At 70.7% G+C, this 25,630-nt stretch carries 23 protein-coding genes and 1 tRNA gene; 9 read left to right on the top strand and 15 right to left on the bottom strand.

The features are described from left to right. Window positions 1-12 precede the first annotated feature (12 nt). Entirely contained in the window at window positions 13-459 is a 447-nt protein-coding gene (locus FHX37_RS17440; protein ID WP_141924891.1) for an NUDIX hydrolase, read from the top strand. 709 nt (window positions 460-1,168) lie between these two features. Here FHX37_RS17440 and FHX37_RS17435 read toward each other — a convergent pair. Together FHX37_RS17435 and FHX37_RS17430 are read right to left on the bottom strand one after the other, a co-directional pair. Further along, a tRNA-Ser gene (locus tag FHX37_RS17435) sits at window positions 1,169-1,255 on the bottom strand. 83 nt (window positions 1,256-1,338) lie between these two features. After that, the gene (locus tag FHX37_RS17430) at window positions 1,339-1,857 is read right to left on the bottom strand and encodes a SigE family RNA polymerase sigma factor (protein ID WP_141924890.1); all 519 of its coding nucleotides are present in this window, start codon (window positions 1,855-1,857) and stop codon (window positions 1,339-1,341) included. 356 nt (window positions 1,858-2,213) lie between these two features. Between FHX37_RS17430 and FHX37_RS17425 the strand changes: the two genes are divergently transcribed. Both FHX37_RS17425 and FHX37_RS17420 read left to right on the top strand, forming a co-directional pair. Continuing rightward, window positions 2,214-3,167, top strand: coding sequence for a hypothetical protein (locus tag FHX37_RS17425; protein WP_141924889.1), 954 nt, complete (start codon window positions 2,214-2,216; stop codon window positions 3,165-3,167). A gap of 4 nt (window positions 3,168-3,171) precedes the next feature. Next, entirely contained in the window at window positions 3,172-4,167 is a 996-nt protein-coding gene (locus FHX37_RS17420) for a MauE/DoxX family redox-associated membrane protein (protein WP_141924888.1), read from the top strand. Here FHX37_RS17420 and FHX37_RS17415 read toward each other — a convergent pair. After that, entirely contained in the window at window positions 4,160-4,882 is a 723-nt protein-coding gene (locus FHX37_RS17415; protein ID WP_141924887.1) for a hypothetical protein, read from the bottom strand. The genes FHX37_RS17420 and FHX37_RS17415 overlap by 8 nt on opposite strands. Before the next feature lie 109 nt (window positions 4,883-4,991). Here FHX37_RS17415 and hisC point away from each other — a divergent pair, with 109 nt between their 5' ends. After that, the gene (gene hisC, locus FHX37_RS17410) at window positions 4,992-6,080 is read left to right on the top strand and encodes a histidinol-phosphate transaminase (protein WP_141924886.1); all 1,089 of its coding nucleotides are present in this window, start codon (window positions 4,992-4,994) and stop codon (window positions 6,078-6,080) included. Window positions 6,081-6,136: 56 nt separating this feature from the next. Here the strand turns inward: hisC and FHX37_RS17405 are convergent, their stop codons facing one another. The 9 genes from FHX37_RS17405 to fbaA all read right to left on the bottom strand — a co-directional run bounded on the left by FHX37_RS17405 (window position 6,137) and on the right by fbaA (window position 17,662). Continuing rightward, window positions 6,137-7,339 carry a CDP-alcohol phosphatidyltransferase family protein gene (locus tag FHX37_RS17405; protein WP_141924885.1) on the bottom strand — a complete coding sequence of 401 codons (1,203 nt, stop codon included), beginning with the start codon at window positions 7,337-7,339 and terminating at the stop codon, window positions 6,137-6,139. A 371-nt stretch (window positions 7,340-7,710) separates the two neighbouring features. Beyond that, a complete protein-coding gene (locus FHX37_RS17400; RefSeq protein ID WP_141925337.1) occupies window positions 7,711-8,982 on the bottom strand; it encodes a transcriptional regulator in 1,272 nt (423 codons plus the stop codon). A 251-nt stretch (window positions 8,983-9,233) separates the two neighbouring features. After that, the gene (gene murA / locus FHX37_RS17395; RefSeq protein ID WP_141924884.1) at window positions 9,234-10,535 is read right to left on the bottom strand and encodes a UDP-N-acetylglucosamine 1-carboxyvinyltransferase; all 1,302 of its coding nucleotides are present in this window, start codon (window positions 10,533-10,535) and stop codon (window positions 9,234-9,236) included. Between the two features lie 362 nt (window positions 10,536-10,897). Continuing rightward, window positions 10,898-11,806 (bottom strand): phosphoribosylaminoimidazolesuccinocarboxamide synthase, encoded by a 909-nt coding sequence (locus FHX37_RS17390; protein WP_141924883.1) that lies wholly within the window; start codon window positions 11,804-11,806, stop codon window positions 10,898-10,900. A 79-nt stretch (window positions 11,807-11,885) separates the two neighbouring features. Further along, on the bottom strand, window positions 11,886-13,193 hold the full coding sequence (purB, locus tag FHX37_RS17385; RefSeq protein WP_141924882.1) for an adenylosuccinate lyase: 1,308 nt from the start codon (window positions 13,191-13,193) through the stop codon (window positions 11,886-11,888). A 117-nt stretch (window positions 13,194-13,310) separates the two neighbouring features. After that, window positions 13,311-14,564, bottom strand: a complete 1,254-nt coding sequence (gene purD, locus FHX37_RS17380) for a phosphoribosylamine--glycine ligase (RefSeq protein ID WP_141924881.1) — start codon at window positions 14,562-14,564, stop codon at window positions 13,311-13,313. 47 nt (window positions 14,565-14,611) lie between these two features. Further along, window positions 14,612-15,895: an adenylosuccinate synthase gene (locus tag FHX37_RS17375; protein WP_141924880.1), complete on the bottom strand. Its 1,284-nt coding sequence runs from the start codon at window positions 15,893-15,895 to the stop codon at window positions 14,612-14,614. Between the two features lie 142 nt (window positions 15,896-16,037). Next, entirely contained in the window at window positions 16,038-16,454 is a 417-nt protein-coding gene (locus FHX37_RS17370; protein WP_141924879.1) for a DUF3151 domain-containing protein, read from the bottom strand. Between the two features lie 185 nt (window positions 16,455-16,639). Beyond that, the gene (fbaA, locus tag FHX37_RS17365) at window positions 16,640-17,662 is read right to left on the bottom strand and encodes a class II fructose-bisphosphate aldolase (RefSeq protein WP_141924878.1); all 1,023 of its coding nucleotides are present in this window, start codon (window positions 17,660-17,662) and stop codon (window positions 16,640-16,642) included. Window positions 17,663-18,015: 353 nt separating this feature from the next. Between fbaA and FHX37_RS17360 the strand changes: the two genes are divergently transcribed. After that, window positions 18,016-18,405, top strand: a complete 390-nt coding sequence (locus FHX37_RS17360; protein ID WP_141924877.1) for a RodZ domain-containing protein — start codon at window positions 18,016-18,018, stop codon at window positions 18,403-18,405. A 104-nt stretch (window positions 18,406-18,509) separates the two neighbouring features. On the opposite strand, the gene pyrE is transcribed toward FHX37_RS17360, so the two are convergent. After that, window positions 18,510-19,043, bottom strand: coding sequence for an orotate phosphoribosyltransferase (pyrE, locus tag FHX37_RS17355; RefSeq protein WP_141924876.1), 534 nt, complete (start codon window positions 19,041-19,043; stop codon window positions 18,510-18,512). Between the two features lie 55 nt (window positions 19,044-19,098). On the opposite strand from pyrE, the gene cutA reads away from it, so the two are divergent. Together cutA and FHX37_RS17345 are read left to right on the top strand one after the other, a co-directional pair. Next, window positions 19,099-19,443: a divalent-cation tolerance protein CutA gene (gene cutA / locus FHX37_RS17350; protein ID WP_141924875.1), complete on the top strand. Its 345-nt coding sequence runs from the start codon at window positions 19,099-19,101 to the stop codon at window positions 19,441-19,443. After that, window positions 19,440-20,036 carry a hypothetical protein gene (locus FHX37_RS17345; protein ID WP_170181614.1) on the top strand — a complete coding sequence of 199 codons (597 nt, stop codon included), beginning with the start codon at window positions 19,440-19,442 and terminating at the stop codon, window positions 20,034-20,036. Before cutA ends, FHX37_RS17345 begins: the two co-directional genes overlap by 4 nt. A 39-nt stretch (window positions 20,037-20,075) precedes the next feature. Here FHX37_RS17345 and FHX37_RS17340 read toward each other — a convergent pair whose 3' ends face one another. Next, window positions 20,076-20,510, bottom strand: a complete 435-nt coding sequence (locus FHX37_RS17340; protein WP_141924873.1) for a hypothetical protein — start codon at window positions 20,508-20,510, stop codon at window positions 20,076-20,078. A 563-nt stretch (window positions 20,511-21,073) separates the two neighbouring features. After that, window positions 21,074-21,835 (bottom strand): hypothetical protein, encoded by a 762-nt coding sequence (locus FHX37_RS17335; RefSeq protein WP_246062336.1) that lies wholly within the window; start codon window positions 21,833-21,835, stop codon window positions 21,074-21,076. A 210-nt stretch (window positions 21,836-22,045) separates the two neighbouring features. On the opposite strand from FHX37_RS17335, the gene FHX37_RS17330 reads away from it, so the two are divergent. Next, on the top strand, window positions 22,046-23,554 hold the full coding sequence (locus FHX37_RS17330; RefSeq protein ID WP_141924872.1) for a sigma-70 family RNA polymerase sigma factor: 1,509 nt from the start codon (window positions 22,046-22,048) through the stop codon (window positions 23,552-23,554). A gap of 212 nt (window positions 23,555-23,766) precedes the next feature. Continuing rightward, entirely contained in the window at window positions 23,767-25,605 is a 1,839-nt protein-coding gene (locus tag FHX37_RS17325; RefSeq protein ID WP_141924871.1) for an NYN domain-containing protein, read from the top strand. Window positions 25,606-25,630: the final 25 nt, after the last annotated feature.

The following is a 25,630-nucleotide window of genomic DNA, read 5'->3' as shown; positions in this document are numbered from 1 at the left end:
AGGTGACCCCCCGTGCCGGAGCGCTACCGCAGCATCATCGACGTCCACGTAATCCTGCCCAAGGGAGACGAGATCCTCCTGCTGGAGCGGCAGGGAACGGGGTACTGCGACGGGATGTTGCATCTGCCTTCCGGGCACCTCGACGAGGGCGAGCCGATCCCGCACGGCGCGGCCAGGGAAACCCGGGAAGAGGTCGGTGTGGACATCGATCCGGTCGACCTGTCCCTGGTCGCCGTCGTGCATCACCGACAGCGCGAGGACCTCGCCCGCGTCGGCATGTTCTTGCTCCCCGAGAAGTGGTCCGGCGAACCGGTAGTCGCCGAGCCGGACAAGGCTGGCAAGCTCGTGTGGGCCGATCCGCGCGTGCTGCCGTCGAACACGATCCCTTACCCGGCCGAGGGCATCCAGGCATGGGTATCCGGGGATCGGCTCGCGCTGCATGGATGGCCGATCGTCTGAAGCCGCCGCTCGAAATGGGGTAGGAGGCCGGTAGCTCCCCGCGTCGAGGTCGTCTCGCACACCTTCCCAGCGTTCGCGCAGCCAGGCCCGAAGGTTTTCGGTCCCAGCTCCCCGTCTATACCGGGAGCGCCCTTGCCGACCTTCACACGTTTGAGCGCCGCGGACAGGTTCTCCTTCGACAGTATCCGCTGCCACAGGTCATCCTGCCCCGGTGGACATCCGTTCCGGCACGAGCAGGACCGGCTTCTTCCGCCCCACGTGACGTTCGGCCTTTCCCAACCATCGACCGATCCCGGCTGGCACTACGGCCTCTGTTGACTTCTTCCTGTTCAGCCGTTTCCTTATGGTCGCGGCCGTCGGCGCGGCGACATGCCCAGCACAACCGGCACCCGGACAGACCTCCCCAGGTAAGAGCCACTCTCTCCCTGCGCCTGCCGCATCTACACCCCGGCCGTCTTGGCGGTGGCGGACTTCGCCGTCCGTGGCCGACTCACCCCGACCGGACTGCCTTGTATGCGGTTCGCGTTCCTCAGCGCAGGGTTTCGTCTCGGGCTTCCTCCCGACCCCGCCTCACGGTGACGCCGTTGCCTCCAACTCAGAGTTAGCGCTGTCGCTTCCTCTGGAGGACTTCCACCTCCAAGCCGCTGTCCACGTTGGGCACACCACGAAAAAGGGGCGCCGCCGAATCGGCGACACCCCTTCTGGCCTGCGGAGGATGAGGGATTCGAACCCTCGAAGGAGTTGCCCCCTAACCGCATTAGCAGTGCGGCGCCCTAGGCCACTAGGCGAATCCTCCTGGCTAAGGCAACAGTACCGACCGTTGGGCGCCGGTGCAAAACGGGAGCGGAACAGGTGCGCGACCCCTGCGCATCCCCGGACTCACGAGGTGGCGCGCTCTATCACGAGGTCGGCGTCGTGGCGGAGTTTGCCGACCGCGCGGGAGAGCGTGCTCTTCACGGTGCCGAGGCTGACCCCGAGGTGCTCGGCGATCTGGGGCTCGGACATGTCGTCGTAGTAACGCAGGACCACGATGGCCCGTTGCCGTTCGGGAAGGCGCTCCACTGCCCGGTGGACAGCGTCGGCGAGGTCGCTTTTCCACGTGGGGTCGTCCACCTGCTGTTCCGGGATGTCCTCGGTGGGGTAGATGTTGGGCCGGTTGCGGCGCCACTCCGAGATCTGGGTGTTGACCATGGCCCGCCGCACGTACCCGTCCCGGGCGTTGGGACTGGATATCCGGTCCCAGGCGAAGAACGTCTTCAACAGCGCCGCCTGGAGAAGGTCCTCGGCGTCCGAACGGTCATTGGCCAGCGACCGGGCGATGCGCAGCAGCGCCGGTCCGCGTTCCGCGACGTAGCGGGAGAACTCCTCGTACCTGGTTTGCCGCGTTGTTCCCGTCACACGACCACCGATCCCGCCCACACGGACACGCCGGCCGTGTCGTGCCGGAACGTGCCCTCGGCTGCATTCCGTCTCGCTCTCACTGTCGCATGGAAAACGTCATGACCAGGTGTTACGCGCTTCATGCTCCAGTAAACCGGAATATCGGTGCAGAGGGGGAAATCCCAACTCGCACGGGATATGGAGGTATACGACGGCGGATACGGGAAGCGGGCCCGGCGTGTCGTGCCCGAGCGGCGCACTCCGTGGCGGTTGAGCACGGAAATCGTCGTTCCCAGCGCGGAAGGCCGCGTTTCCGGAGGGTGGCCGTCGACAATGGAAAACGGGCTTAATGGACAGTCGTGCCAGGAGGGACGATGTCGGTAGATGTAGGAGATCGCAGGCGACTGACCGCGGCGCTTCTCGGGGAGGAAGCGGCGCCGCCCCCGAGCACCCCACCGGTCCGCGTCGTGCGCGGCATCCTGATGGAGATCACCCCAGGAACGATCAGCATCGCCACCTCCGAGGGGGAGGAGCGGCTCCTCACCACCGCCCACACCACGTTCTGGCGCGGGCGCGAGGTCGTCACCGGCGAGCTCCGCGCCGGCGACGACCTCCTGGTCCGGCTCGCCCCGGGAAGCCGGTGGGTGGCGGAACGGGTGTGGGCGCAGTTGGCCCGGGTGACCGGGGTGATCGCCGAACGTTCCGGGGAGACGCTGCGCGTCGACGTCGGCCACGGGAACCCGCACCGCACCGTCACCGTCCCCTACCGCGCCTCGGGCCGGATAGCCGTGCGCTACCCGGAGATGGAGCCCGGTTACCTGTTCGACGCCGTGGGCGTGTGGCAGGACGGCGGGATGGAGGCGCTGCTGCCCGTGGGAACCCAGGCGCCCCACCCGGTGTCCGAGGCCCCGTCGCGCCCGCCGATCCGGCGCGACCCCGCGCGGTTGTCCGGTGTGGTCTCCTGGTACGACCCGGCGGGCGGCCACCGCGCCCACGAGGACCGGATCGCCCGGTTGGAGGGTGTGGCCTACCCCGCCCTGGAACGCGGTACCGACTGCGAACCGGGATGCGACCGCGCCGACAGCTGCGCCCCGCTGCCGCTCCTGTCCCTGGGAACCACCGTCTCGCTGCGCAACGACTGCTCCGGACGCTCGGCCGTGCTTCCGGTGGTCGACTGCGCCGCGGTGCTCGGCTGGTTCTGCGACCGGTGCTCCACCTGCGACCTGGGGGACCGCGGGCGGCTCGCGCAACTGACCCTGACGAGCTTCGTCGCACTGGGCGGGCAGCCCGAGGCCGGGTGCGTCAACGCGACCATGACTGTGGGGTGATCCCGTGCTTGATCTCCTGCGCGGCATCCAGCCGCTCCTTCTCGCCGTGGTACTGCTGCTGAGCGCCACGACCAAGACGGCCGACCGGGCCGGCCGGGGCCAGGGACCGGCCGTGCTCCTGCCGCAGCGGTTGCGGCGCCCGGCGACCGTGGCCAGCAGCGGGGTGGAGGCGCTTCTCGCCGCCGGCCTGTTGCTGCTGCCCGGCATGGCCGGGGACGTCGTGCGCGCCGCGACGGCGGTGTGGTTCGCCGGCGCGGCACTGGCCCTGCTGCGACTGCGCCGGCGCGCTCCCGACCAGGGGTGCGGTTGTTTCGGCGGGGTGAGCACCACCCCGGTCGGTTGGCGCACCATCGCACGGGCCGCCCTGTTCGCCGGGGCGGCCGCGGCGGCGGTCGGTGCGGACCCCTCCGGCATCACGGCGGGAGGCGGGGCAGCCGTGGCGGCGGGCACGGTGACCGCGGCCGAGGTGGCGGTGCTGGCCGCGCTCTCCCCGGAGCTCACCGAACTCACGGCGCGGCTGCGCCGCCGCGCTCCCTGTGAGGTGCGCGAGGTTCCGCTGCGGCGCACCATGTCCCGGCTGCGTTCCAGCGAGGTGTGGCAGGCCAACGCCGCTTCCCTCGCCGAGCGTCGGCCGCACGACGTGTGGCGCCAGGGGTGCTGGCGGCTGCTGCGGTTCTCCGGGAGCCGGGGCGGGCGTCCGGTGGACGTGGTGTTCGGGGTGCCCGTGGGCGGACACCGCGCCGCCGTGCGCGCGGTCGTCAGTGACGCGGACACCGGTGCCACCCTGGCGGTGCTGGGGGAGCTCGCGGACCGCGGCCCCACCCTGCCGCGCGAGCGGGGCGTGCCGCGCAGTACCGGGACGGTCACGCTGGCACACCCCCGACTGCAGCGGCTGGCCCGGGAGGTTCCACGCCCCCGCGGGATGCGCGCGGCGGGCGTGCGCGTCGGGAGGGGCAGCCGCAGCGGGCGGCAGGACAGGGCGGGGGAGGGGGCTAGCTGAGGATCTTCTCCTCCCGCTCGACGGCGGCGTCGGTGAACGCGGCGAGCGTCTCCTCGTAGTCGCTCTCCTTGTCGGTGCCCAGGACGGACGTCGCGGCCAGGTAGCTCCCGTTGTGGTAGACCATGTTGTACAGCAGGACCTCCTCACCCTCGGCCTCGGTCCGTACCACGAAGGCGTGCGAGTCCTCGCCCACGGTCTCCATGTCGAGGTCGGACACCTCGTAGGAGGCGGTCTCGCCTCCCTCCATCGTCGCGGTGTAGGAGCCGCAGGAGTCGGGGGGCTCGGCCTCCTCGAGGGCTTTGGCGGCGGTCTCCGGCGCGGCGCCGATCAGGGTGTGGGTGATGGTCTCCTGGTCCTGGACGAAGGTGGCGAGGGAGCTCGCCGAGGTGCGTACTCCCGGCAGGCTCCCCCAGGGGTTGGCGGCGTCGACGCACTCGGGTTTGTCCAGTTCGGTGGCCTCGCGCAGCTTCTGGGCCTGCTGGGTGCTCTCCAGCTCCTCGTAGGTGCCCTGCTCACTCTGCTCCGGAACGATCGTGGCGTCCTCGAACTCCACGAGCTGGGCCTTGCGTAGCTCGCTCGCCTCGAAGTCGGGGGAGTCCCGGCTCTGCTCGTCCTCTGTGCTCTGCCCGCCGCCGCAGGCGGTGAGGACGGCGACGAGGACGGGAAGAACAGTTCCGGCGCGTGCCGCCCGGCGGGCGGCCCACGGGTGATCCATGGTGCTTTTTCCTTTTCTGTGCGATATTGCCGCTGTGTCAGTGGACGTTTCTCCGGCGAAACGTCGCCGAACGTAGCCTGGACATTGCACACAGTATCGAGGAAGGACAATGGTGTCGGAGCGGAATTGGCCATATTTCCGGGCTGTGCTCGACTCGATCCCCGGGTACACTCCCGGGCGCGCGGTCGCGGGTCCTGACGGCAGGTCCGTCAAGCTCTCCTCCAACGAGAACCCCCACGGCCCGCTGCCGTCGGTGCGGGACGCCATCGCCGAAGCGGCGACGGAGGTCAACCGCTATCCCGACACCAGCGCGTCCGAACTCACCGCGGAGCTGGCGCGGCGCTACGGCGTGGCCGAGGAGCGCGTGGCACTCGGCGCCGGTTCCGTGGGCATCCTGCAGCAGCTGCTGACGGCCACCGCCGAGCCGGGCACGGAGATCGTCTACGCCTGGCGCTCGTTCGAGGCCTACCCCCTGCTCGTGGAACTGGCCGGAGCGACCTCCGTTAGGGTGCCGCTGCGCGGGGAGACCCACGACCTCGACGCTCTCGCCGAGGCGATCACCGACCGCACCCGGATGGTGTTCGTGTGCAACCCGAACAACCCCACCGGCACCGTGGTCGGCCACGCGGAACTCACCGCGTTCCTGGACCGGGTGCCCGACCACGTCCTCGTGGTGCTGGACGAGGCCTACCGTGAGTACGTCCGCGACCCCCACGTGCCCGACGGCGTCGACCTCCTCACCGAGCGTCCCAACGTGGCGGTGCTGCGCACCTTCTCCAAGGCCTACGGGCTCGCCGGTACACGGGTGGGGTTCCTCATCGGCCACCCGCACGTCGCCGCCGCCGTGCGCAAGACCATGATCCCGTTCGCGGTCAACCGGATCGCCCAGGCGGCGGCCGTGGCGTCGCTGTCCGCGGAGGACGAGCTCATGGAGCGGGTGGCCGCCACGGTGAAGGAACGGGAACGTGTGCGGGACGCGCTGCTCGGAGACGGGTGGGTCGTGCCCCCGTCCGAGGCCAACTTCGTGTGGTTGCGGTTGGGTGAGGACACCACCGACTTCGCCGCCTCCTGCGAGGCCGCCGGTGTGGCCGTGCGGCCGTTCGCCGGCGAGGGGGTGCGGGTGAGCGTCGGCACCCCCGAGGAGAACGACGCCTTCCTCACCGCCGCCCACGAGTACCCCCGGCGCAACCAGGAGTGAACCGCCGCGGGCGGTCGTCCACCGGTGCGTGTCGGTGACGCGCTCCGGAAGAGGGGTCAGCCGTTGGGAGTTGCGAACTGCCGGGGCACGGCACTGTCCGTGCTCTCGGCGGCCTCCGGGCCACCCTCACCCTCGGCGTCCAGCGCGGCCGCGGTGTCCGCCTCGATCCCCGCCAGGATACGGCTGAACTCCCGGGTGGAGAGCCACAGCTTGTACACCAGCAGCAGCTCGAAACCGAGCATCAGGACGGCGGAAGCCGCCACCACCACCAGCATTCCGACGGCCGACACCGTCCCCACGAGCGGGGCGACGATGAACGTGCCCATCTGGAACTCGATGCCGCTGAACAGGTGCGGGCGGATCCGGCGGTCGCGCAGCGCGGTCCGTAGCCGCCAGTACCAGGGAAAGCGGCTGTTGAAGCTGCGCTGGAGTTCGGTGGCCTGCATCTCGAGGACGCGCTGGTGCGCGCTCGGACCGGTGAGCTCCTCCTCCGGTGCGTTCGGGGCGTCCGGCGCGTTCTCCACCCCGGTGTGGCCGGTTCCGTTGTCGTGTGTCAGGGGAGCCGGGCTCTCGGGAACGCTGTCGTCCACGGGGGCGGGTGCGGTGCCGTCGGCCCGGGACCGCGGGGCGTCCTCCGGCTCCGCGTCGTGGAGCTCCGTCTCCTCATCCTGCTGCCCCTGCAGGCGGGTGCTCAGCCGCTGGCCCGCGGCCGTGGCGGACCGTTCCACCCCCGCGTTCTCGGAGTCGCGGATCGCCTTGACCAGTTTGCTGCGCATGGTGGAGCGCACCTTGCCCAGCTGCGGCGCGTTGAGGTAGCGGAACATGTCGGTGAACACGATCCCGAGCGCGGCCCAGATGAACACGTCGTTGCCCGTGTGCACGTACTGGCCGCCCATCAGGGCGACCGCGCACGCCAGCACGCGCAGCCGGTCGAAGACGTAGTCGAGCCAGCTGCCGAAGACCGACCCGTTGTGTTTCAACCGGGCGATCTTGCCGTCCATGCAGTCGATGACGAAGCTCAGGTGGAACAGCACCGCTCCCGCGACGAGCCACGGCCACTCCACCATGGCGAAGCAGGCCGCCGCGGCCAGTCCCAACAGGAGCGCCACGGTGGTGAGGTGGTTCGGAGTGAGCGAGGTCCGGTTGGCCGTGGTCCGCACCAGACGGGCGGCGAGCGGGTCGACCAGGAAAACCGTCCACCACGAGTCTCGTCGCTTATATGTCTGTTGTCGGACATCGTCCAGACTGAACGTGTTCATCTCAGGTTTCTCCATAAAAGAAGAATGGGTGGTGGAGTGTGGGATGCGGGAATAGTTCCAGGTTCCCCGGGGCATGAGGTGGCGGGCAATCAGCCACACGGGTGGGGGCCCCGGGACCAGGGGAAACTTTTAACGTACTTTGTGCGACGTTTCGGACACCGTGGTGGTTGTCATGCGAAGGTGACGAATGTCTTCGCCGCGACCGTCTTCCCCGCGGCCGTCTTCCCCGCGGCCGCGGGTGACATGAGGACTCCCGGCCCGGCGTCCGGAGCCACATGGGCCGGCGGGTTGCCCCGGGAAACAGAACCGGCCGTGGTACCCCTGTCCGCCAGGGGCGCCACGGCCGGGGGTGACGAACGCGGGACGGTGAGTTACCGGCCGGCGCGGTCCTTGTCGATCTTCTCCAGGATCAGCCGGTACAGCTGGCGCGGCCGACCCGGTTGCAGCGTCCGGTTCGGGGGGAGCGGCCACGCCAGTCCCTCGTCAACGAGGGAGCGCAGCAACCGCCGCGCGGTACGCGGGGTGACGCCGAGCATCCGGCCGGCGTTCTCCGCGTCCACCACCAGCGGGCCATCCTCCTCTGCGATCTTCTCCGAGAGTTTCAACAGGGTCTCCCGACCCTTGGTGCGCACCTGCTCCGTGATGGACGAACTCCGCTGCGGAGCGCGCTGCGCCGGAACCAGCGGGCGGCCCTCCCGGTCGACGGCGAAACTCTGCCGGCTGGCCTGGGCGCGGCTCAGTGCCGCGCGCGCGTGGGTCTCAGCGTCCTGGGTGGTGCGCCCCATGCCGACCCCGACCTCGATCGCGATGCCGAGCTCGGCCTTGATCCGCTCCACGAACGGCGGCTGACGGAACCCCTCGGTCGCCGACACCAGCGAGCCGCGGGTCGCCGTGACCATGAACGTGTGGTCGTCCACGGAGTGCGCGGTCGCGTTGATCCGGTGGGCCTCCTGCAGCAGGAGCCGGTTGAGGGACAGCCGCAGCTCGTCCCGCCAGTAGCGGGGGGTGGACCTGCGCCCGGAGTCGCGCAACGTGGGGACGTCCACGACCACAACACCGAGCTGCGCCTCCTCCAGGCGGTGATGGGCACCGAGCAGGCCCGCCGTCTGCAGCGCACTGCGCACTCCCGCGTTCGTGGGGCGCAGCCGCACCACCGGAACCCCGAGGGTCTCCAGCCGCTCCGCGACCCCGCGCACGCAGGTGATCGCCATCCGGGTGGCGTTGCGGCGCCACAATCCCTCGTGGAACGACGCCAGCTGGGCCGTGTTGGTCAGCTCCTCGTGCACGTGGATGCCGTCGACAGGAAGATCCACCTCGGAGTAGGCCTCGATGACGTCGGAGCGCCCCAGAACGTCGATGCTGGCCCGGGTGGGGTCGAACCGCTCGTCCAGAGTCGCCCGGAGCAGAGCCTCGTGCAGACTGGCGCCCCCCAGCGGTACGTACGTGGCGGGCATCGTCAGCATGCCGGCCTTGCGCGCGTACTCGTAGGGGACGGGACTCGCGAACAGGTAGACGTCGATCGCGGACCCGAGGCGCGTCACCTTGTCGGCTGCCTCTTGCTCGTCTCGATAGGCGGCGGCGATCAGTCTGGCATTGAGCGGCCCCGTGGCCCCCGACCCCATGAGCATGACCCGTTCGACCACCTCATGCGGCCCGATTACACCAATCGTCAAATCGCCAGTACGCTGCGCACTCACCTCGGGATGCTCCCCGCTACCATTCCACACTCTTCACTATGTGCGCCCACTGGTTCCTGGACCTGTGTTCCTAAAACGGCACGATTGTCGAGATCGTACCCCGTGTTCCGGGTCACTGGAGCTCGTTTGCGCGCAGAACACCATACGCCTGGGGCGGAAGGGGGATTCCGCCCGTCGTGTCCGAGCTGGGCCGGCGGTCAGCCGATGTCGTCGCGGGTCACGTCCGCGCCCAACGCGGCCAGCCGTTCGGAGAATTGCGCGTGACCGCGGTCCACGAGGTAACCAGGCGCAACGACCGTATCACCTTCGGCCACCAGGCCGGCGAGGACCAGAGCAGCCCCGGTGCGGAGGTCGTGGGCCACGACGTCGGCACCGCGCAGTTGGGTGGGGCCGTGGACGATGGCACGCGTGCCGTCCACCTCGATCTTCGCGCCCATCTTGTTCAGCTCGTGCGCCAGCGCGAACCTGCCGTCGTAGATGGCCTCGTGCAGGTAGCTCTCGCCCTCGGCCAGGGCTGCCAGCGCCATCAGCGGCGACTGCAGATCCGTCGCGAAACCCGGGTAGGGGGAGGTGACGGCGTTGATCGGACGCAGCGGTGTCTCCGGGGCGCGGTGCACGTGCAGCACCGCCCCCTGCTGGGAGAACTCCACGCCCATCTGCTCCAGTTTCCAGCGGGCCACACCCAGGTGCTCCAGGTGCGCCCCCACCAGGCTGACGTCACCGCCGGTGGCGGCCGTCATCATCGCGAACACACCGGTGTCGATCCGGTCCGACATGATCGTGTGCTCGACCGCCGTCAGTTCCTTGACGCCCTCGACCTTGATGAAGCCCGTGCCGCCGCCGGAGATCTTGGCGCCCATACGGGACAGGAACTCGATGACGTCCAGGACCTCGGGTTCCAGTGCCGCGTGCTCGATGACGGTGGTTCCGGGGGCCAGCGCCGCCGCCATGATGAGGTTCTCGGTGCCGGTGTGCGAGGGGGTGTCCAGGTAGAGGTGTCCGCCCTGCAGGTTGTCGGCGGTGATGTTGATGTGGTTGCGCTCGTCGTCCTCGGTGACCTCGGCGCCCAGCCGGGCGAAGCCCCGGTAGTGGAAGTCGAGCTTGCGGCTGCCGAGGTTGCACCCGCCGACGCCCTCGATCCGTGCCTGGCCCATGCGGTGCATGAGGGCGGGGACGAAGAGGACCGAACCGCGGAAACGGGCGGAGATGTCCGCGGGGAGGACGGCGCGGTTCGGGTCGTTGAGCCGGGAGGCGTCGATGACAACCGTTCGTTCCGTTTCGTGGAATTCGACTTTCGCGCCGATCCGTTCTGCCAGCTCCAACGCCCGGCGGACGTCCTCGATAATCGGGACGTTGCGCAGCACGGTGCGCCCTCGGGACGCGAGCAGGGCAGCGCCGATCATCGGCAGCACAGCATTCTTCGCCCCCTGGATGAACGCCGTTCCGTTGAGGGGGCGGCCGCCACGTACGCGGTAACGAACCTCCTGGCCCATGCTCATGTGCTCCTTCGTGAGGCGGATATACGTGGTTGTGCTCGTCGAGCGCCTGCGTGTGGTCAGACGTGGCTGTCACGCACAGCGGTTCCGGCGAGATGGGACCAACCTGCTGGCTACTGCCGACACGGACGAATGGCGGTATCCGTGCACAAGAACTGGTGCGCATTCGCTTATACCGCAGTGGTAACCGAATGCGGCGCGCCATAACGTCACGCGGTGTTGCCACAAGACAAGTTGTGTGAACGTCCTATGCGCACAGCTGAGGGAAGGGACCCTGTCATAGGACGGATACCACTGTATGCCCTGCGCGTGATGGTCATGGCCATCGTGGCAGGGATCACGCCCGAGCGCGGCGGTACCGGGCGCTATCCGAGCTCGGGCGCGCGTCCCGTGAGCCGTTCGAAGGCGTCGACGTAGGCGGAGCGGGTGCGTTCGACGACATCCTCGGGAAGCGGCGGGGGCGGGTCGCCGCCGTCCCGGTCCCACCCGGACTCCGGCGAGGTCAGCCAGTCCCGGATGAGCTGTTTGTCGAACGACGGCTGCGGCCGTCCCGGACGCCACGTCTCGGCCGGCCAGAAGCGGGACGAGTCGGGGGTGAACACCTCGTCCGCCAGGACGAGCTCCCCGTCGGGCGCGTAGCCGAACTCGAACTTGGTGTCGGCGAGCAGTATCCCGCGCTCCTCGGCGATCTCGCGCCCGCGCCGGTAGCACGCCAGGCTGCGCCGGCGCAGCTCCGCCGCGACGTCCTCCCCGTGCCGGGCCGCCACCGTGCCGTAGGAGACGTTCTCGTCGTGGTCGCCCACCTCGGCCTTGGTGGCCGGGGTGAAGACGGGTTCCGCCAGGCGGGACCCGTCGGTGAGTCCCGGGGGGAGCCCGACCCCGCACACCGTGCCGGTGCGGGAGTACTCGGCCAGGCCGGAACCGGTGAGGTAGCCCCGGACGACGCACTCCACCGGAACCATGGACAGGTCGCGGCACACCATGGTGCGCCCGGCCCAGTCCGCGGGCGCGCCGGCGGGCGGCTGGTCGGACAGCACGTGGTTGCCGGTGAGGTCGGCCAACCGCTCGAACCACCACAGCGACAGCTGGGTCAGGATCGCCCCCTTGCCGGGGATCTCGGTGGGCAGCACCCAGTCGTAGGCGGAGACCCGGTCGCTGGCGACCATGACGATGTCCCCGCCCGCGGTGGCGTACAGGTCGCGGACCTTGCCCGTGTGCAGGTGGGTGAGGCCCGGTACCCGCACGGGCTCGGGAGGGACGGCGAAACCGCTCATAAGACGTCCTACTGGTGACTGCGTCGGTGGTTCCCGGTGGTGGGCGCTGGCCTCCGCGGACAGCGCCCGTCGGACAGGGTCAGCTCAGCTCCGTGAGGCGGTCGAACACGCCGCCGAGGCGCTGCACGAACCGCTCCGGCCGGCACACCTCGTCCAGCCGCGCCTCGTCCAGGGTGACGCCGTGCTCCGCGGCCTGGGCGCGCAGCGTCTCCCGGAACGGTACGTCCTCCTCCCAGGTCCGCATCGCGGCGGCCTGCACGAGCGCGTACACGTCCTCGCGGGACGCCCCGGTCTCCAGCAGTTCGGAGACCACGGTCGAGGAGTAGATCAGGCCGTGCGTGGCGTCCAGGTTGGCGCGCATCCGCTCGGTGTCCACGACGAGGCCGTTCACCAGGCGGGTGGTGAGGTGCAGCAGGTAGTCGGTCGCGATCGCCGCGTCCGGCAGGGCGATGCGCTCCGTGGAGGAGTGCGAGATGTCACGCTCGTGCCACAGCGGGATGCCCTCCATGACCGGCACCACCTGGGCGCGCACGTTGCGCGCCATGCCGCAGATCCGCTCCGACATGATCGGGTTCTTCTTGTGCGGCATGGCGCTGGAGCCCTTCTGGCCCTTGCCGAACGGTTCGGACAGCTCCCGCACCTCGGTGCGCTGGCTGTGCCGCACCTCCAGCGCGACCGCCTCGCACGCGCTGGCCATGATCGCCAGTGCCGACACCCACTCGCTGATCCCGTCCCGCAGCACCACCTGAGTGGAGACGTCGGCCCGGCGCAGGTCCAGCCGCCGCGCGACGTGGTCCTCCACCGCGGGGTCGATGTTGGAGTAGGTGCCCACCGGTCCCGAGATCGCCATCACCCCGACCGCCTCCCGGGCGCGGCGCAGCCGGTCGCGGGAACGCGCCATGCCGAAGGCGAAGTCCGCGACCCGGTGCCCCCACACGTCGGGTTCGGCGTGGATGCCGTGCGTACGGCCGACCCGCAGCGTGTTCCGGTGCTCGAGGGCGTGGTCCCGCAGCGCGGCGACCAGTGTGTCGGCCTTGGCGAGCAGGATGTCGGTCGCCTCGACCAGCTGCGCGGCCAGCGCGGTGTCGAGCAGGTCCGAGGACGTCATACCGAAGTGGACCCACGCCGCGGCGTCCCGCGGCTCGGTGTTGTCGGCCCACGCGGTCAGGAACGCGATGACGTCGTGCTGTGTGGTGGCCTCGATCTCGGCGACCCGCTCCGGAGCCGGCGGCGGGGCGTCCCGCACCGGCCGCACCGTATCGGCGGGCACCGTTCCGGCCTCGGCCTGGGCCTCCAGCACCAGGGTCTCCACCTGGCACCAGAGCTCGTACTTGTGGGCGTCACTGAAGACGCGCCCCATCTCGGGAAGGGTGTAGCGCTCGATCACCCGACCATTTTCGCAGCCCCGGCGGGTCGGTGGCACGGCAGGTGGACGCGTCACCGGAAAGCCGGCCCGCAGGGAGGTGTGGCCGGTACCTCCCCACAGCACCGGCCACGGCCGGTGTCACACCTCGTCCGCCGCGGCCTGTTCGGCGATGTCGCGCCGGTAGAAGGAACCACGCAGCTCGACGCGCCCCGCCGCCTCGTAGGCGCGCTCGCGGGCCCGGGCGAGCGTGTCGCCGGTTCCCACCACGTTGAGTACACGGCCGCCGTCCGACTTGATCTCGCGGTCGCTGCTCCAGGAGGTCCCGGCGTGCAGCACGTAGGCCCCGTCCACGGCGTTGGCGGAGTCCAGCCCCGTGACGGTGTCCCCCTTCACCGGGGAGGCGGGGTAGTTCTCCGCGGCGATGACGACGGTCACGGCGGCGCCGGTACGCCACTCCAGCGAGGTGACCTTGCCCAGGTCGCCGGTGTCGCACGCCTGCAGGAGCGAACCGATCGGCGTGGCCAACCGGTCCAGGACCACCTGGGCTTCCGGATCGCCGAAACGCGCGTTGAACTCCACCACCCGCGGGCCGGTCGAGGTCAGCGCGAGTCCGAGGTAGAGCAGTCCCTGGTAGCGGGCGCCGCGCCGGGACATCTCCACCAGCGTGGGGCGCACGACGCTCTCCATGACCTCGTCGGTGAGGCCCGAGGGCGCCCACGACAGCGGCACGTAGGCGCCCATCCCGCCGGTGTTGGGCCCCCTGTCGCCGTCGTGCGCGCGTTTGAAGTCCTTCGCGGCAGGCAGGGGGATGGCGCGGACACCGTCGCTCAGCACGAACAGGGAGACCTCGGGGCCGTCCAGGTACTCCTCCACGACCACCCGGCCGCACTCGCGCGCGTGGCGTTCCGCGGCCTGGCGGTCCTCGGTCACGACGACGCCCTTGCCGGAGGCGAGGCCGTCGTTCTTGACCACGTAGGGCGGCCCGAACGCCTCCAGCGCCTCGGACACCTGGCCCGGGTTCTTGCACACCCGGGACCGGGCGGTGGGCACGCCCGCGGCCTCCATGACCTCCTTGGCGAAGGCTTTCGACCCCTCCAGGCGCGCGGCCTCCCGGTCCGGGCCGAACACCGGGATGCCGCGTTCCCGCAGCGCGTTGGCGACACCGGACACCAGCGGGGCCTCCGGTCCCACCACGACGAGCTCGCTGCCGATGCGCGAGGCGAGCTCGGTGACGGCGAGCCCGTCCTGGACGTTGATGACGTGGTTCTCCGCGAGTGCCGAAATACCGGGGTTGCCGGGTGCGCAGTGCAGATCGGTCACACCCGGGTCGTTGGACAGGGCTCGGACGAGTGCGTGTTCGCGGCCACCGCCGCCGAGGACCAGGGCTTTCACTTTACGGACCCTTTGTGCGTTGTGGAGAGAGGGACAGAGGTAGCCAATCAGATCAGCGAGCCGAGCTCCAGTGTCTGGTCGCGTCCCGGCCCGACACTGACGGCCGAAACCGGTGCCCCCATCATCTCCTCCAGGCTACGCACGTAGGCCTGGGCGTTCTTGGGGAGCTCGCTGAAGTCGCGGGCCCGGGATATGTCGGCCTCCCAGCCGTCCAGGTACTCGTAGACGGGCGTGGCGTGGTGGAAACCGGTCTGGGTCATCGGGAGCTCGTCGTGGTACTCGCCGTCGACCTCGTAGCCCACGCACACCGGGATGCGTTCCAGACCGGTGAGCACGTCCATCTTGGTGAGGAAGAAGTCGGTGATGCCGTTGACGCGGGTCGCGTGGCGCGCGATGGGCGCGTCGAACCACCCGCACCGGCGGTTGCGTCCGGTCGTCACCCCGTACTCGCCGCCCTGCTGGCGCAGCCACTCGCCCTGCTCGTCCAGCAACTCGGTGGGGAAGGGCCCCGAACCGACCCGGGTGGTGTAGGCCTTCACGATCCCCACCACCTTGGAGATGCGGGTGGGTCCGATCCCGGCGCCGGAGCACGCGCCGCCGGCGGTGGGGGAGGAGGACGTGACGAAGGGGTAGGTGCCGTGGTCGAGGTCCAGCAGGGTGCCCTGGGACCCCTCCAGGTAGACGGTCTCGCCGGCGTCCAGCGCCCGGTTCAGCACGAGGGACGTGTCGGCTACGTGGGGGCGGAGCATCTCGGCGTAGCCGAGGTACTCGTCCAGGACCCGCTCCACCTCCAGGCCGCGCTGGTTGTATACCTTGGTGAGGATCTGGTTCTTGTCGTGCAGCGCGAGTTCGATCTTCTGCCGCAGGATCTTCGAGTCGAACGTGTCCTGCACCCGGATACCGGTGCGGGAGGTCTTGTCGGCGTAGGTGGGGCCGATGCCGCGGCCCGTGGTGCCGATCCGCCGCTTGCCGAGGAAGCGTTCGGTGACCTTGTCCATGGCCCGGTGGTAGGGCATGATCAGGTGCGCGTCGGCGGAGATGAGCAGGTGGTCGGTGTTGACGCCGCGTTCGTGCAGGCCGTTGAGCTCCTCGAACAGCACCCCGGGGTCGATGACGACGCCGTTCGCGATCACGGGGGTCACCCCGGGGGTGAGGATCCCCGCGGGCAGCAGGTGCAGCGCGTAGGTCTGGTCACCGATGACGACCGTGTGTCCCGCGTTGTTCCCGCCCTGGAAGCGGACGACGTAGTCCACGCGGTCGCCGACAAGGTCCGTGGCCTTGCCCTTGCCCTCGTCTCCCCACTGGGCTCCAACGAGCGTGATCGCCGGCATCCGCGTCCACCTCTTCATTCGTCGGTATCGGGCCGCGACGCGCACGGCGTCGGCCCGCGCATGGGTAGGCCCCTGGCGCAAGCGGCGACAGGGGCTCTTGCAACTCGAGGTTACATGACCTCGGGTGTCGGCGTTAAGCGCGTCAGCGCCGCAGCGCCTCTGCGGCCTCGGGGCTGCTGTCCTGCAGGAAGGACGCGCAGCGCTGGGCCTCGTCGCTCTCGCCGATGGCCTCGGCTGCCTGTGCCAGCATGTTCAGCGACCGCAGGAAGCCCTGGTTGGGTTCGTGCTCCCAGGGGACCGGGCCGTGCCCCTTCCAGCCGGCGCCGCGCAGCTGGTCGAGGCTGCGGTGGTAGCCGGTGCGGGCGTAGGCGTAGGCCGCGACCGGTTCACCCGCGTCGAGGGCCCGTTCGGCGAGCCGCGCCCACGCGGCCGTGTAGGTGGGGAAGCGCGCCGCCACCTCGGCGGGGTCGCTGCCGGACGCGAGGGCCTCGCGCGCCTCGGGCGCGTCCGGCAGGTGGGTGGCGGCAGGCTCCGACAGCAGGTTCTTGTGCGGATCCATGTGATCTCCTCGCGCGACGGTCCCGGCCGCGGAGCCGGGGCGGGGTGGGCGGCCTCCGGGCGGGAACCAGGCGTGCCCGGTCGCCTTGTCCGCCCCAAGGATAACGACGACCGGACACGCTCGACCCCGGCTCGTGGGGAACCAGGGTCGGCTTGGGGGTCTGTTCGGTGGACCCTGACCGCCGGTTACCGGATCTTGGTGCCGACGGACTTGAGCATCCGGGTCCCCTCGACGACCCGCTCGGCCATGCCGGCCTCGGCGGCCTTGCCGTACGAGCGGGGGTCGTAGGCCTTCTTGTCCCCGACCTCGCCGTCGACCTTCAGGACGCCATCGTAGTTCCTCATCACGTGGTCCACGATCGGCCGGGTGAACGCGTACTGCGTGTCCGTGTCGATGTTCATCTTAACCACGCCGTAGTCGATGGAGGCGTGGATCTCCTCCAGCGTGGAGCCGGAGCCGCCGTGGAAGACCAGGTCGAAGGGGCGGTCCTTGCCGTACTTGGCGCCGACGGCGTCCTGGATCTCCTTGAGGACCTCGGGGCGGAGCTGGACGTAGCCCGGCTTGTAGGAGCCGTGCACGTTACCGAAGGTCAGCGCCGCCATGTAGTAGCCCTGCTCGCCGAGCCCGAGCTTCTCGGCGGTGCGCAGGCCGTCACCGGGGTTGGTGTAGAGCTTCTCGTTGATCTCGCCGACGATGCCGTCCTCCTCGCCGCCGACGACACCCACCTCGATCTCCAGGATCGTGTTGGCCGCCTTCGAGTCGGCAAGCAGCTCCTCGGCCACCTCGAGGTTCTCCTCCAGGTCGATGGCGGAGCCGTCCCACATGTGGGACTGGAACAGCGGCTCCTTGCCGCTGGCGACGCGCTCCTTGGAGATCTGCAGCAGCGGGCGGACGAACTTGTCCAGCTTGTCCTTGGGGCAGTGGTCGGTGTGCAGCGCCACGTTGACCGGGTACTTGTCGGCGACGATGCGCGCGTACTCGGCGAAGGCCGAGGCCCCGGTGACCATGTCCTTGACCGTCGCACCGGACAGGAACTCCGCGCCGCCCGTGGAGATCTGGATGATGCCGTCGCTCTCGGCCTCAGCGAAGCCGCGGAGCGCGGCGTGCAGGGTCTGGCTCGAGGTCACGTTGATCGCGGGGTAGGCGAATCCCTGCGACTTGGCGCGGGACAGCATCTCCGCGTAGACCTCTGGGGTAGCGATAGGCATGGTGACTCCCTGTTTGGCCGGAGTTGTCGGTTCGGATGGCCCCGCTGGTCCCACGGAACCGCGTCCATGGCTGGGATACCCACCGGGCCGCCGGGGCAAGTATCCCGGAGAGCGCCGCTGAACGAAAGGTCTAGACCAAATTGGCGGCGGAGCGCCGGTGCGCGTGCCCCACGGCACCGGCGTCCCCCTCGCACGACCATGGTGACACTCCGTGCCCGTACACTTCCGTACAGCCCCCGTTTCGGGATCGATTCGTGTCCACGGCGGCCCGCCGTCGAACATCCCGGGTGATTCACGCTACATTCAGCAGCGTGGGACGACACCGCAATGATCCTCGAGGTGCTGGACAGATCGTGGCCATCGTCGGAGTGGTGGTGCTATTCATCACTCTGGTCGCCCTGGGAGGGTACTTCCTGTACCGCTCCCTGCCCGGTACGGGCGACGCGAACGGCCCCGACGAACCCGGCACCGCCGCCGACACCCAATCCGTATCCTCCGACGACGTGCTCTACATCACGGTCGTAGGGGACGCCAGCGACGTGCTCGTGCGCGTTCCCGGTGGTGAGGTGCTCACCGACTCGACCATGAACAACGGGGAGCACGTCCGCTACGACGAACCCAGGCTGGACGTCACCATCGGCGACCCCGGTGCCGTACGGGTCTACGTCAACGGACAGGAGAAAGACATCTCGGACAAAGACTCCGACCACAGTTTCTCCGTCGAGGCGGAGCAGGATCCCTGAGCCGACACGGGCGGCCCCGGCCGCCGCCCGGTACCGCCGCAGCCTCCCCGGAACCCACCGGGCGGGCGCTCCCTCGCCTCCCGGCGCAGCGCGGCAACGGAGCGTCAGACATCCAACTCGGACAGCTCGAAGACCGAACGGTACGCCAATCCCTCCCGGGTCACCGCGTCCCGCGCCCCGCGGTCCACGATCACGGCAACCCCCACGACCTCGGCCCCGGCCGCACGCAGCGCCTCGACAGCGGTCAGCACCGAACCACCGGTGGTGGACGTGTCCTCGACCGCGAGCACCCGCCGTCCCGCGATGTCGGGACCCTCGATCCTGCGCTGCAGTCCGTGCGCCTTGCCCTCCTTGCGCACGATGAACGCGTCCAGCCGGCCGCCGCGCCCGGCGGCCGCGTGCGACATGGCGCTGCCCACCGGGTCCGCCCCCAGCGTCAGGCCGCCCGCCGCCTCGTAGTCCAGGTCCGCGGTGGCGTCGAGCAGCGCCCTGCCGACCAGGGGCGCGCTCGCCCCGTCCAGCGTCACCCGGCGCAGGTCCACGTAGTAGTCGGCCCGCTGGCCGGACGAGAGTGTCACCTCACCGTGCACCACGGCTTTAGTGTTGATGTGTTGCAGGAGAAGTTCGCGATCGTTCATGGTCCGCGAGCTTAGGACCTCCCGAGCACCGTCCCGAGCAGCACCGGAGGTGGGAATGGCCGAGCGCACACCCGACGCGCCGCACACCCGGGTGGAGACCACGACCGACAGCCGTTCCGCGGCCGAGGCACTCGCGAGTTCGGTCATCGAGCACCAGCTCGCCGCCTGCGTCCAGGTCAACGGCCCCATCACCAGCTTCTACCGGTGGGAGGGCGCCGTCCAGCACGACGAGGAGTGGCTGGTCGTGGCGAAGACCGCGACGGACCGGCTCGACGATCTGGTGGCGCACCTGAACGAGGTGCACGGCTACGACGTGCCCGAGATCATCGCCGTCCCGATCCAGGGCGGCAGCACCGCCTACCTGGACTGGGTCACCGACGAGACCCGGCCGAGCGCGTGACCGTGCCCTGCCTGGTCCTGCTGCACAGCCCGCTGGACACGCCGCGGCGCTGGGAGAGTGTCGCGGAGGAGCTGCGCCGGCGCGGCGGGCGCGCCCTGCGCGCCGAGGTCACCGACGACGACCAGCCGCCGTACGCCGCCCGCTACGTCGCCCGCGCCTCGCTGGAGATCGCCAACGCGGCACCGGAGCCTCCACTGGTGTTGGTCGCCGACGGCGCCGCGGGGCCGCTGGTGCCGCACGTCGGCGCGGCGCAACGCGCGGCCCACCGGCACGTGTCCGGGTACCTGCTGGTGGACGCGCTGCTGCCGCAGCCGGGTACCCCCACCCGTGAGGAGCTGCTCGCCGCCCAGGATCCCGACGGTGACGACCGGTCCGGTGCCGAGCGCCCCCGGCCGCGCGAGTTCTTCACCGACCCGCTGCCGATGGTCCAGGACTGGCCGGACGCCCCGTGCGGCTACCTCGCCACCGTCCCGTCCTCCACGCCCTGCGCCCGGTTGGCGCGGTTGCGCGGCTGGTCGGTGTCCGAGGGCGCGGACGGGAGCGATCCCGCCGTGCTGGCCCGTGAGCTGGAGGAACTCGCAGCCGGGCTGTGAACGGGGACCGCCGTGGTTCGGGTCCGGCCCCGGAGCCGGTCAGAGCCCGAGCGCGGCCAGGAACGAGAACAGGAGCGTGGCCGCCGCGAACACGCCGTGTCCAGCGATGATCGCCACCGGGAAGTGGCTCTCCGCCGCGCGTCCGGCGCCGCTCTCCTCCCCGTTTCCGGAAGCCGTCCCGGAGGCCGCGGGGGTGTTCCACCACCGCGCCAGCATGACGAAACCGAGCGCGGCCACCACGAGCAGCAGCGCGAACGCGATCCAGGCGACGGCGTGGTTGTCGGTGAGGACGTAGCTGATCCACAGGACGAGGCCCACGACGGCGACACCGAGGTGGCCGAACACGAGGGCGGGCGGTAGGTGGCTCGTCCCCGGTGCGTCGGCGCGCGCACCGCCGTGCGCCACCCAGATGCTGAGCATGAGAAAACCACCGACAGCGGTGACCAGCCAGGTGATCAGTGCGGCGATAGCCATGGTCGTCCTTCCTGAGGAACGAGGCGTGCGACAGCGCGGTGCCTGCCGCCGGGCCGCCGCGGTGCGTCCTCACCGCGATGGGCACGTGCGCCTCCGCTGAGTGCGGGGTCGTCCGGCGAAGCTGGGTCCTGTCCGGCGGACGCCTGTACTGCCGCTCGTCACGAACAGCGCCCGTCAACCAGAACCTAGGTCCGGCCGTTCGCGCCGCTCAACACTCCCCGAGGAACCGGAGAGTTCCGGAGTTTTCGCAGCATTCCGTGCCGAAACGGGGCATAAGTGTCCAAACGGACCAAAGTCTGGTGGTTCCGGTGGGTGAGTGAGGGGCGCGTCCGCCTCCCCAAGCGGGACGCGCCCCCGACCGCCGGCGGAGCTGCGGCCGCCCCTGCCTCGGGCCAGAAGGCCGCGCGGTCCGCCTGGCGGTCCCCACCGCCGGGGCTAGGCCCCGGCGCGCCGACCCCGCGTTCGCCCCCTCATGCGAACAGCCGGGTCGGCGGGGCCGCCGGCACCGCACCCTGGCCCCTCATCCGGGGTTACGCGGTGCCGGCGGCGTTGGAAATGGCCTGTCAGCCCGGACCACCGGGCGTTTGCGGTTCCTCGAGGAACACGAGGGCCTCCTGGTAGCCGTCGGGAAGCGGTACGGTCCACACGTCGGCTCCGTGGAAGTCGCACACGTCGTCGCGCAGCAGCCGCGCCTGCCCGTGGGGGTCGGCCGTCTCCGGTACGAGCGCGGCGATCCGGTGGCGGCTGATCAACGCGAGCGACTCACCCTGGGTGAAGAACCGGCGCAGTTCGTGCCCGAGCACGATCAGCCGCGCCGTGCGGCGCCACGGGTCGATGGTCGGGTCCAGGGTGATCAGGAGCAGCCGGTGCGCCATGGCGGAGGGCGGCCGGGCGACGGTCGAACGGTAGAGCTCGCTCAACCTGGTCCGCAGGTAGGTGGCGGTCGCCAGCCCCGTGAGCGGGTCCTGGCAGTAGTCCGGAGTGCTCCCGCCGTCGACCCACCCCTCGGCCAGTGCCTTCACCAGTTCGGTCGGCGGCGCGTTCCAGCCCAGGACGTTGGCCAGCGCGGCGAAGTCGTCCAGCGTGGCGCCGAGGGACACCCCGGAACGAGCCCGGGCCTGGCCGAAGCGCTCGCACCCCTCGGCCATGTCCCCTCCCACGGCCGCCGCCGTGCACACCGCGTCCACGGCCGGTGTCCACCAGCCGTCCAGTGGTCCCCAGCCCTGCCGCCGGCTGTGGTGGCACCACAGCACGCGCAGCCGGCGCCCGGTCTCTCCCGGGGTTACGCCGGCCAACCTCCGACGGTCCATGTCGGATCCCCCCATGAACGAACCGTTCCCGTGATCGACGTCCGCCAACGGTTCGGGCGTGCCCGCGCCCCCGTATGTTGCGGGCTCGCCCGAACCGTCCTCACCCCTAATCACGCGGATCGGTGGCGGTTATGACGCGAATACGAGATATTTTTTCGCGACGATGTCTCCGGGGCGGCGGTCGCCGCGGGGAGGAGGGTCCGGGAACCGTCGGGAAGGCACTACATGGCGGACAGTGACACGGAACTGCTCGCTGGGGATGACGAGCTCATCACAGCCGTCCGGGAGGGAGACAGCGGCGCCTACGCCACCCTGTACGAACGGCACGCCGACGCCGCCCGCGGCCTCGCCCGCCAACTGGTGCGCGGTGAGGCCGAGGTGGAGGACGTCGTGGCCGAGACGTTCACGCGCGTCCTCGGGGTGGTGCAGCGCGGCGGGGGGCCGACGGACGGGTTCCGGCCCTACCTGCTCACCGCGCTGCGGCACGTGGTCTACGACCGTTTCCGGGGGGAGAAGCGCCAGGTCGTCACCGACGACATGGAGAAGTTCGACTCGGGGGAGCCGTTCACCGACCCGGCGCTGGAGGGGTTGGAGCGGTCCCTGATCGCCCGCGCCTTCCTCTCCCTGCCGGACCGGTGGCAGTCGGTGCTGTGGCACACCGAGATCGAGGGGGTGAAACCGGCGACGGCGGCGCCGTTGCTGGGCATGAGCGCGAACGGGGTGGCGGCGCTCGCGTACCGCGCCCGGGAGGGACTGCGTCAGGCCTACCTGCAGATGCACCTCGCGGGCGGGGCGCCGGCCGAGGGGTGCCGTCCCGTCGTGGAGCTGCTGGGTTCCTACGTCCGGGGCGGTCTGGCCAAACGCGACACCGCCTCGGTCGACCGGCACCTCGACGGCTGCGCGGAGTGCCGGGAAGTGTACGCGGAACTGGCGGACGTCAACGTCGGCCTGCGCGGGACCATCCTGCCGCTCATCGCGGGTCCGGCCGCCGCCGGCTACCTGGCGTCCCTGCCGTCGGGGGTACTGGCCGGCGGCTGGTGGGGGCAGATGCCCAAGAGTCAGCAGCAGGCCGCCGTCGGCGGGGCAGCGGTGGCGGCGGCAGCAGCGGCCTCGGCGTTCGCCCTGGTGGGAAACTCCGAGCCGCCCGCTTCCGAACCCGAGGCCGAACCGCCGGCCGCGGCGCCGCAGCAGAACCAGGAACCGGAGGAGCCCGAGGAAGAGGAGCCCGAGGAACCCGAGGAGGAGCCGCCCGCCGACGACCCTCCGCCCGAGGAGCCGCCTCCGGAGGAGCCTCCCCCCGAGGAACCGCCCGCCGACGATCCCCCGCCCGACGACCCTCCGCCCGAGGAGCCGCCTCCGGAGGAGGCTCCCCCCGAGGAACCCCAGCCGGAGTTCCCCCCGCCGGAGGGCGTGCCGCCGGACGTGGGACAGCCGGAGGGTATTCCCCCGGGGCCGCCGGACGGTGTGCCGCCGGGACCTCCGGACGGCGTCCCACCGGAGGCGGCAGGTCCGCCGGAGGGGATCCCCCCGGACGGGGGAGGACCTCCCGAGGGGGTCCCGCCGGATGGGGGAGGGCCTCCCGGGGGGGTCCCGCCGGATGGGGGAGGGCCTCCCGGAGGGGGAGGTCCCCCGGGCAACGGTCCGGGCCCGGGGACGCCGCCGGGAGACGGACCGCCGTCGGCGGGGCAGTCCGGGCCACCGGGCGCCGGGAACTCTCCGGGAAACGGCCCCTGAGGGTGAGTGCACCGCGCACACCCCGCTTCCGGGGCGCCCGTCCCGGAAGCGGGTCGGCAACCGGGCCAGTGTGCCGAAGGTGGCGAGCGAAGCGCCACATACTTGGCTAGGCTGTGGCCCGCCCCGTCTAATGGCTGCGGGGCCGACCGCTGGAGAGACCGGGCGTCCACCCCAGCCCGGGTGACCAGAACATGGGAAGGGGGCGGTGTCGCGTGGATCGCTGCGCGCTGTTCGTTGACGCCGGCTACCTCCTCGCCGACGGCGCAATGGCTGTGCACGGGACTCGCAACCGCGATTCCGTGGCATGGGATTACGCGGGACTCGCACGGCTGCTGAACGAAGTGGCGCGCGACCGCACCGGACTGCCGCCGCTGCGCTGCTACTGGTACGAGGCGACGTCGGAAGGGCGCCGTACCCAGGAGCAGGACAGTATCGCCGACATTCCCGGGATCAAGTTCCGAGCCGCGCGAATCCGTCCGGGCCGGCGGGAGGGGGTCGAGAGCTATGTCCAACGCGACCTCACCACGCTCGCGCGAGCGGGGGCACTGTGTGACGCTGTGCTGGTCAGCGGGGACGAGGACATGGCGCAGGTGGTCGCGGACGTGCAGGACCTCGGTGTCCGCGCCACGGTCGTCCACATATCCGTTGAGGGCAACTGGACGATATCCCGTGCCCTGCGTCGGGAGTGCGACGACCTCATCGAGATCGGAGCGGGGCACCTGCGCCCCTATGTGAACCTGCTCTCCGGCGGTGTCCCGGAGGAGGACAACGCCGCGGAGACCACCAACCCCATGGCGAACGGGGTCGCGCACAGCGGTCCCGAGGTGGAGCGCCAGCAGGCGACAGCGCAACCGGGCTCCTCCCACGTGGAACCCGCCGCCTCCCCGAACGGGCTGGAGTCGGTGCTCGCCAACAGTGGCGCCCAGCAGAGCATGGGCGCCAGCGCGATGGACCAGTTGCGCGCGATGCAGCAGAGCATCGCGCAGCAGCGCGGCGGTGACCACCTCGCTCCGAACGCCAACGGTGGTGTGGACAGCGCCGGGAACTCCTCCGGCGGGGTTGACGCCAACGGTTTCCCGTCGGGTGGCGGCCCCTCCCAGCACGCCACGAACACCGGCGGGAACCCGACGATGGCCGGGAACACCCCGTCCGGGCACGAGGGCGGCTTCCCACCGGGGACCGGGCCGAACCCGAGTATGCACGGCATGGCCCAGGGCAACCACGCTCCCCCGCAGGGGCACGGCCCGGGGCCGCAGGCGCAACCACCGGGGCCGGGACAGTCCCCGCCCCCGCAGGGCCCTCCACCGCAACAGGGTCCCCCGCCGCAGCAGGGACAACCTCCGATGCCGCCGCAACAGGGACAACCGCAGCACCACCAGCCCCCATCCGGGCAGCAGGTGCCGCTCTCCCCTCACCAGGGGCCACCCACCGGCCAGCAGCTACCGCCGCAGCAGCAGGGGCCACCGGGTCAGGGGCCGCCGGGGCACTCGCCGACGGGAGCCAACCCGTCCATGCGGGGCGGCCAGTACGACCAGGAACCGCCGCCGGGGCAGTCCCCGCACCCACCGGACCCCCGGTACGGGCCGAACACGGGGGGGCACCCCGGGTACGGAGGTAATACCGGCCCAAACCCTACTATTGGGGCCAGTACGGAAGCTGAGACCGGCTTCGGCAGCCCCCCTGCGAACCAACCGGACGCAGGGGCCGGTACTGGCCCCCACCCCTCGGACCGACAGGTCCAGCATGGTCCCTACACCAACCCGACGCCGCGTGTGAGCCACGCCCAGCCGGGAGGCTCGTCGGCGCGGACGCTCGACGACGCGGTGCACGTCGCCCACAGGGAGGGCAACGACTTCGCCGAGTCGATCGCGCGTGACGCGCCGGCGCTGTGGCTCGAGGCGGTACTGGTCCGCAAGCCACGCATGCCATCCGACCTTGAAGCCCGGTTGCTGCAAGGATCGGTGTTGCCAATCGATTACCTGTTGCGCAACGAAGTACGCGAGGCGCTGCGTCAGGGATTCTGGGGCGCGTTGGAACGTGCTCGGGACTGACTGTCAGTGCCACGCAGCGAGCGAG

The organism is Haloactinospora alba (assembly GCF_006717075.1).
GTDB classification, from domain to species: domain Bacteria; phylum Actinomycetota; class Actinomycetes; order Streptosporangiales; family Streptosporangiaceae; genus Haloactinospora; species Haloactinospora alba.
This window is presented reverse-complemented; position numbering and strand designations above follow the sequence as displayed.

Coding starts and splice junctions, on each gene's coding strand:
- FHX37_RS17375 (WP_141924880.1), bottom strand. CDS start 15,895: ATGCCGGCGATCACGCTCGTTGGAGCCCAGTGGGGAGACGAGGGCAAG.
- FHX37_RS17335 (WP_246062336.1), bottom strand. CDS start 21,835: ATGGGGGGATCCGACATGGACCGTCGGAGGTTGGCCGGCGTAACCCCG.
- hisC (WP_141924886.1), top strand. CDS start 4,992: ATGGTGTCGGAGCGGAATTGGCCATATTTCCGGGCTGTGCTCGACTCG.
- FHX37_RS17370 (WP_141924879.1), bottom strand. CDS start 16,454: ATGGATCCGCACAAGAACCTGCTGTCGGAGCCTGCCGCCACCCACCTG.
- FHX37_RS17340 (WP_141924873.1), bottom strand. CDS start 20,510: ATGGCTATCGCCGCACTGATCACCTGGCTGGTCACCGCTGTCGGTGGT.
- cutA (WP_141924875.1), top strand. CDS start 19,099: ATGGCCGAGCGCACACCCGACGCGCCGCACACCCGGGTGGAGACCACG.
- FHX37_RS17415 (WP_141924887.1), bottom strand. CDS start 4,882: ATGGATCACCCGTGGGCCGCCCGCCGGGCGGCACGCGCCGGAACTGTT.
- FHX37_RS17425 (WP_141924889.1), top strand. CDS start 2,214: ATGTCGGTAGATGTAGGAGATCGCAGGCGACTGACCGCGGCGCTTCTC.
- FHX37_RS17330 (WP_141924872.1), top strand. CDS start 22,046: ATGGCGGACAGTGACACGGAACTGCTCGCTGGGGATGACGAGCTCATC.
- murA (WP_141924884.1), bottom strand. CDS start 10,535: ATGAGCATGGGCCAGGAGGTTCGTTACCGCGTACGTGGCGGCCGCCCC.
- FHX37_RS17405 (WP_141924885.1), bottom strand. CDS start 7,339: ATGAACACGTTCAGTCTGGACGATGTCCGACAACAGACATATAAGCGA.
- pyrE (WP_141924876.1), bottom strand. CDS start 19,043: ATGAACGATCGCGAACTTCTCCTGCAACACATCAACACTAAAGCCGTG.
- FHX37_RS17390 (WP_141924883.1), bottom strand. CDS start 11,806: ATGAGCGGTTTCGCCGTCCCTCCCGAGCCCGTGCGGGTACCGGGCCTC.
- fbaA (WP_141924878.1), bottom strand. CDS start 17,662: ATGCCTATCGCTACCCCAGAGGTCTACGCGGAGATGCTGTCCCGCGCC.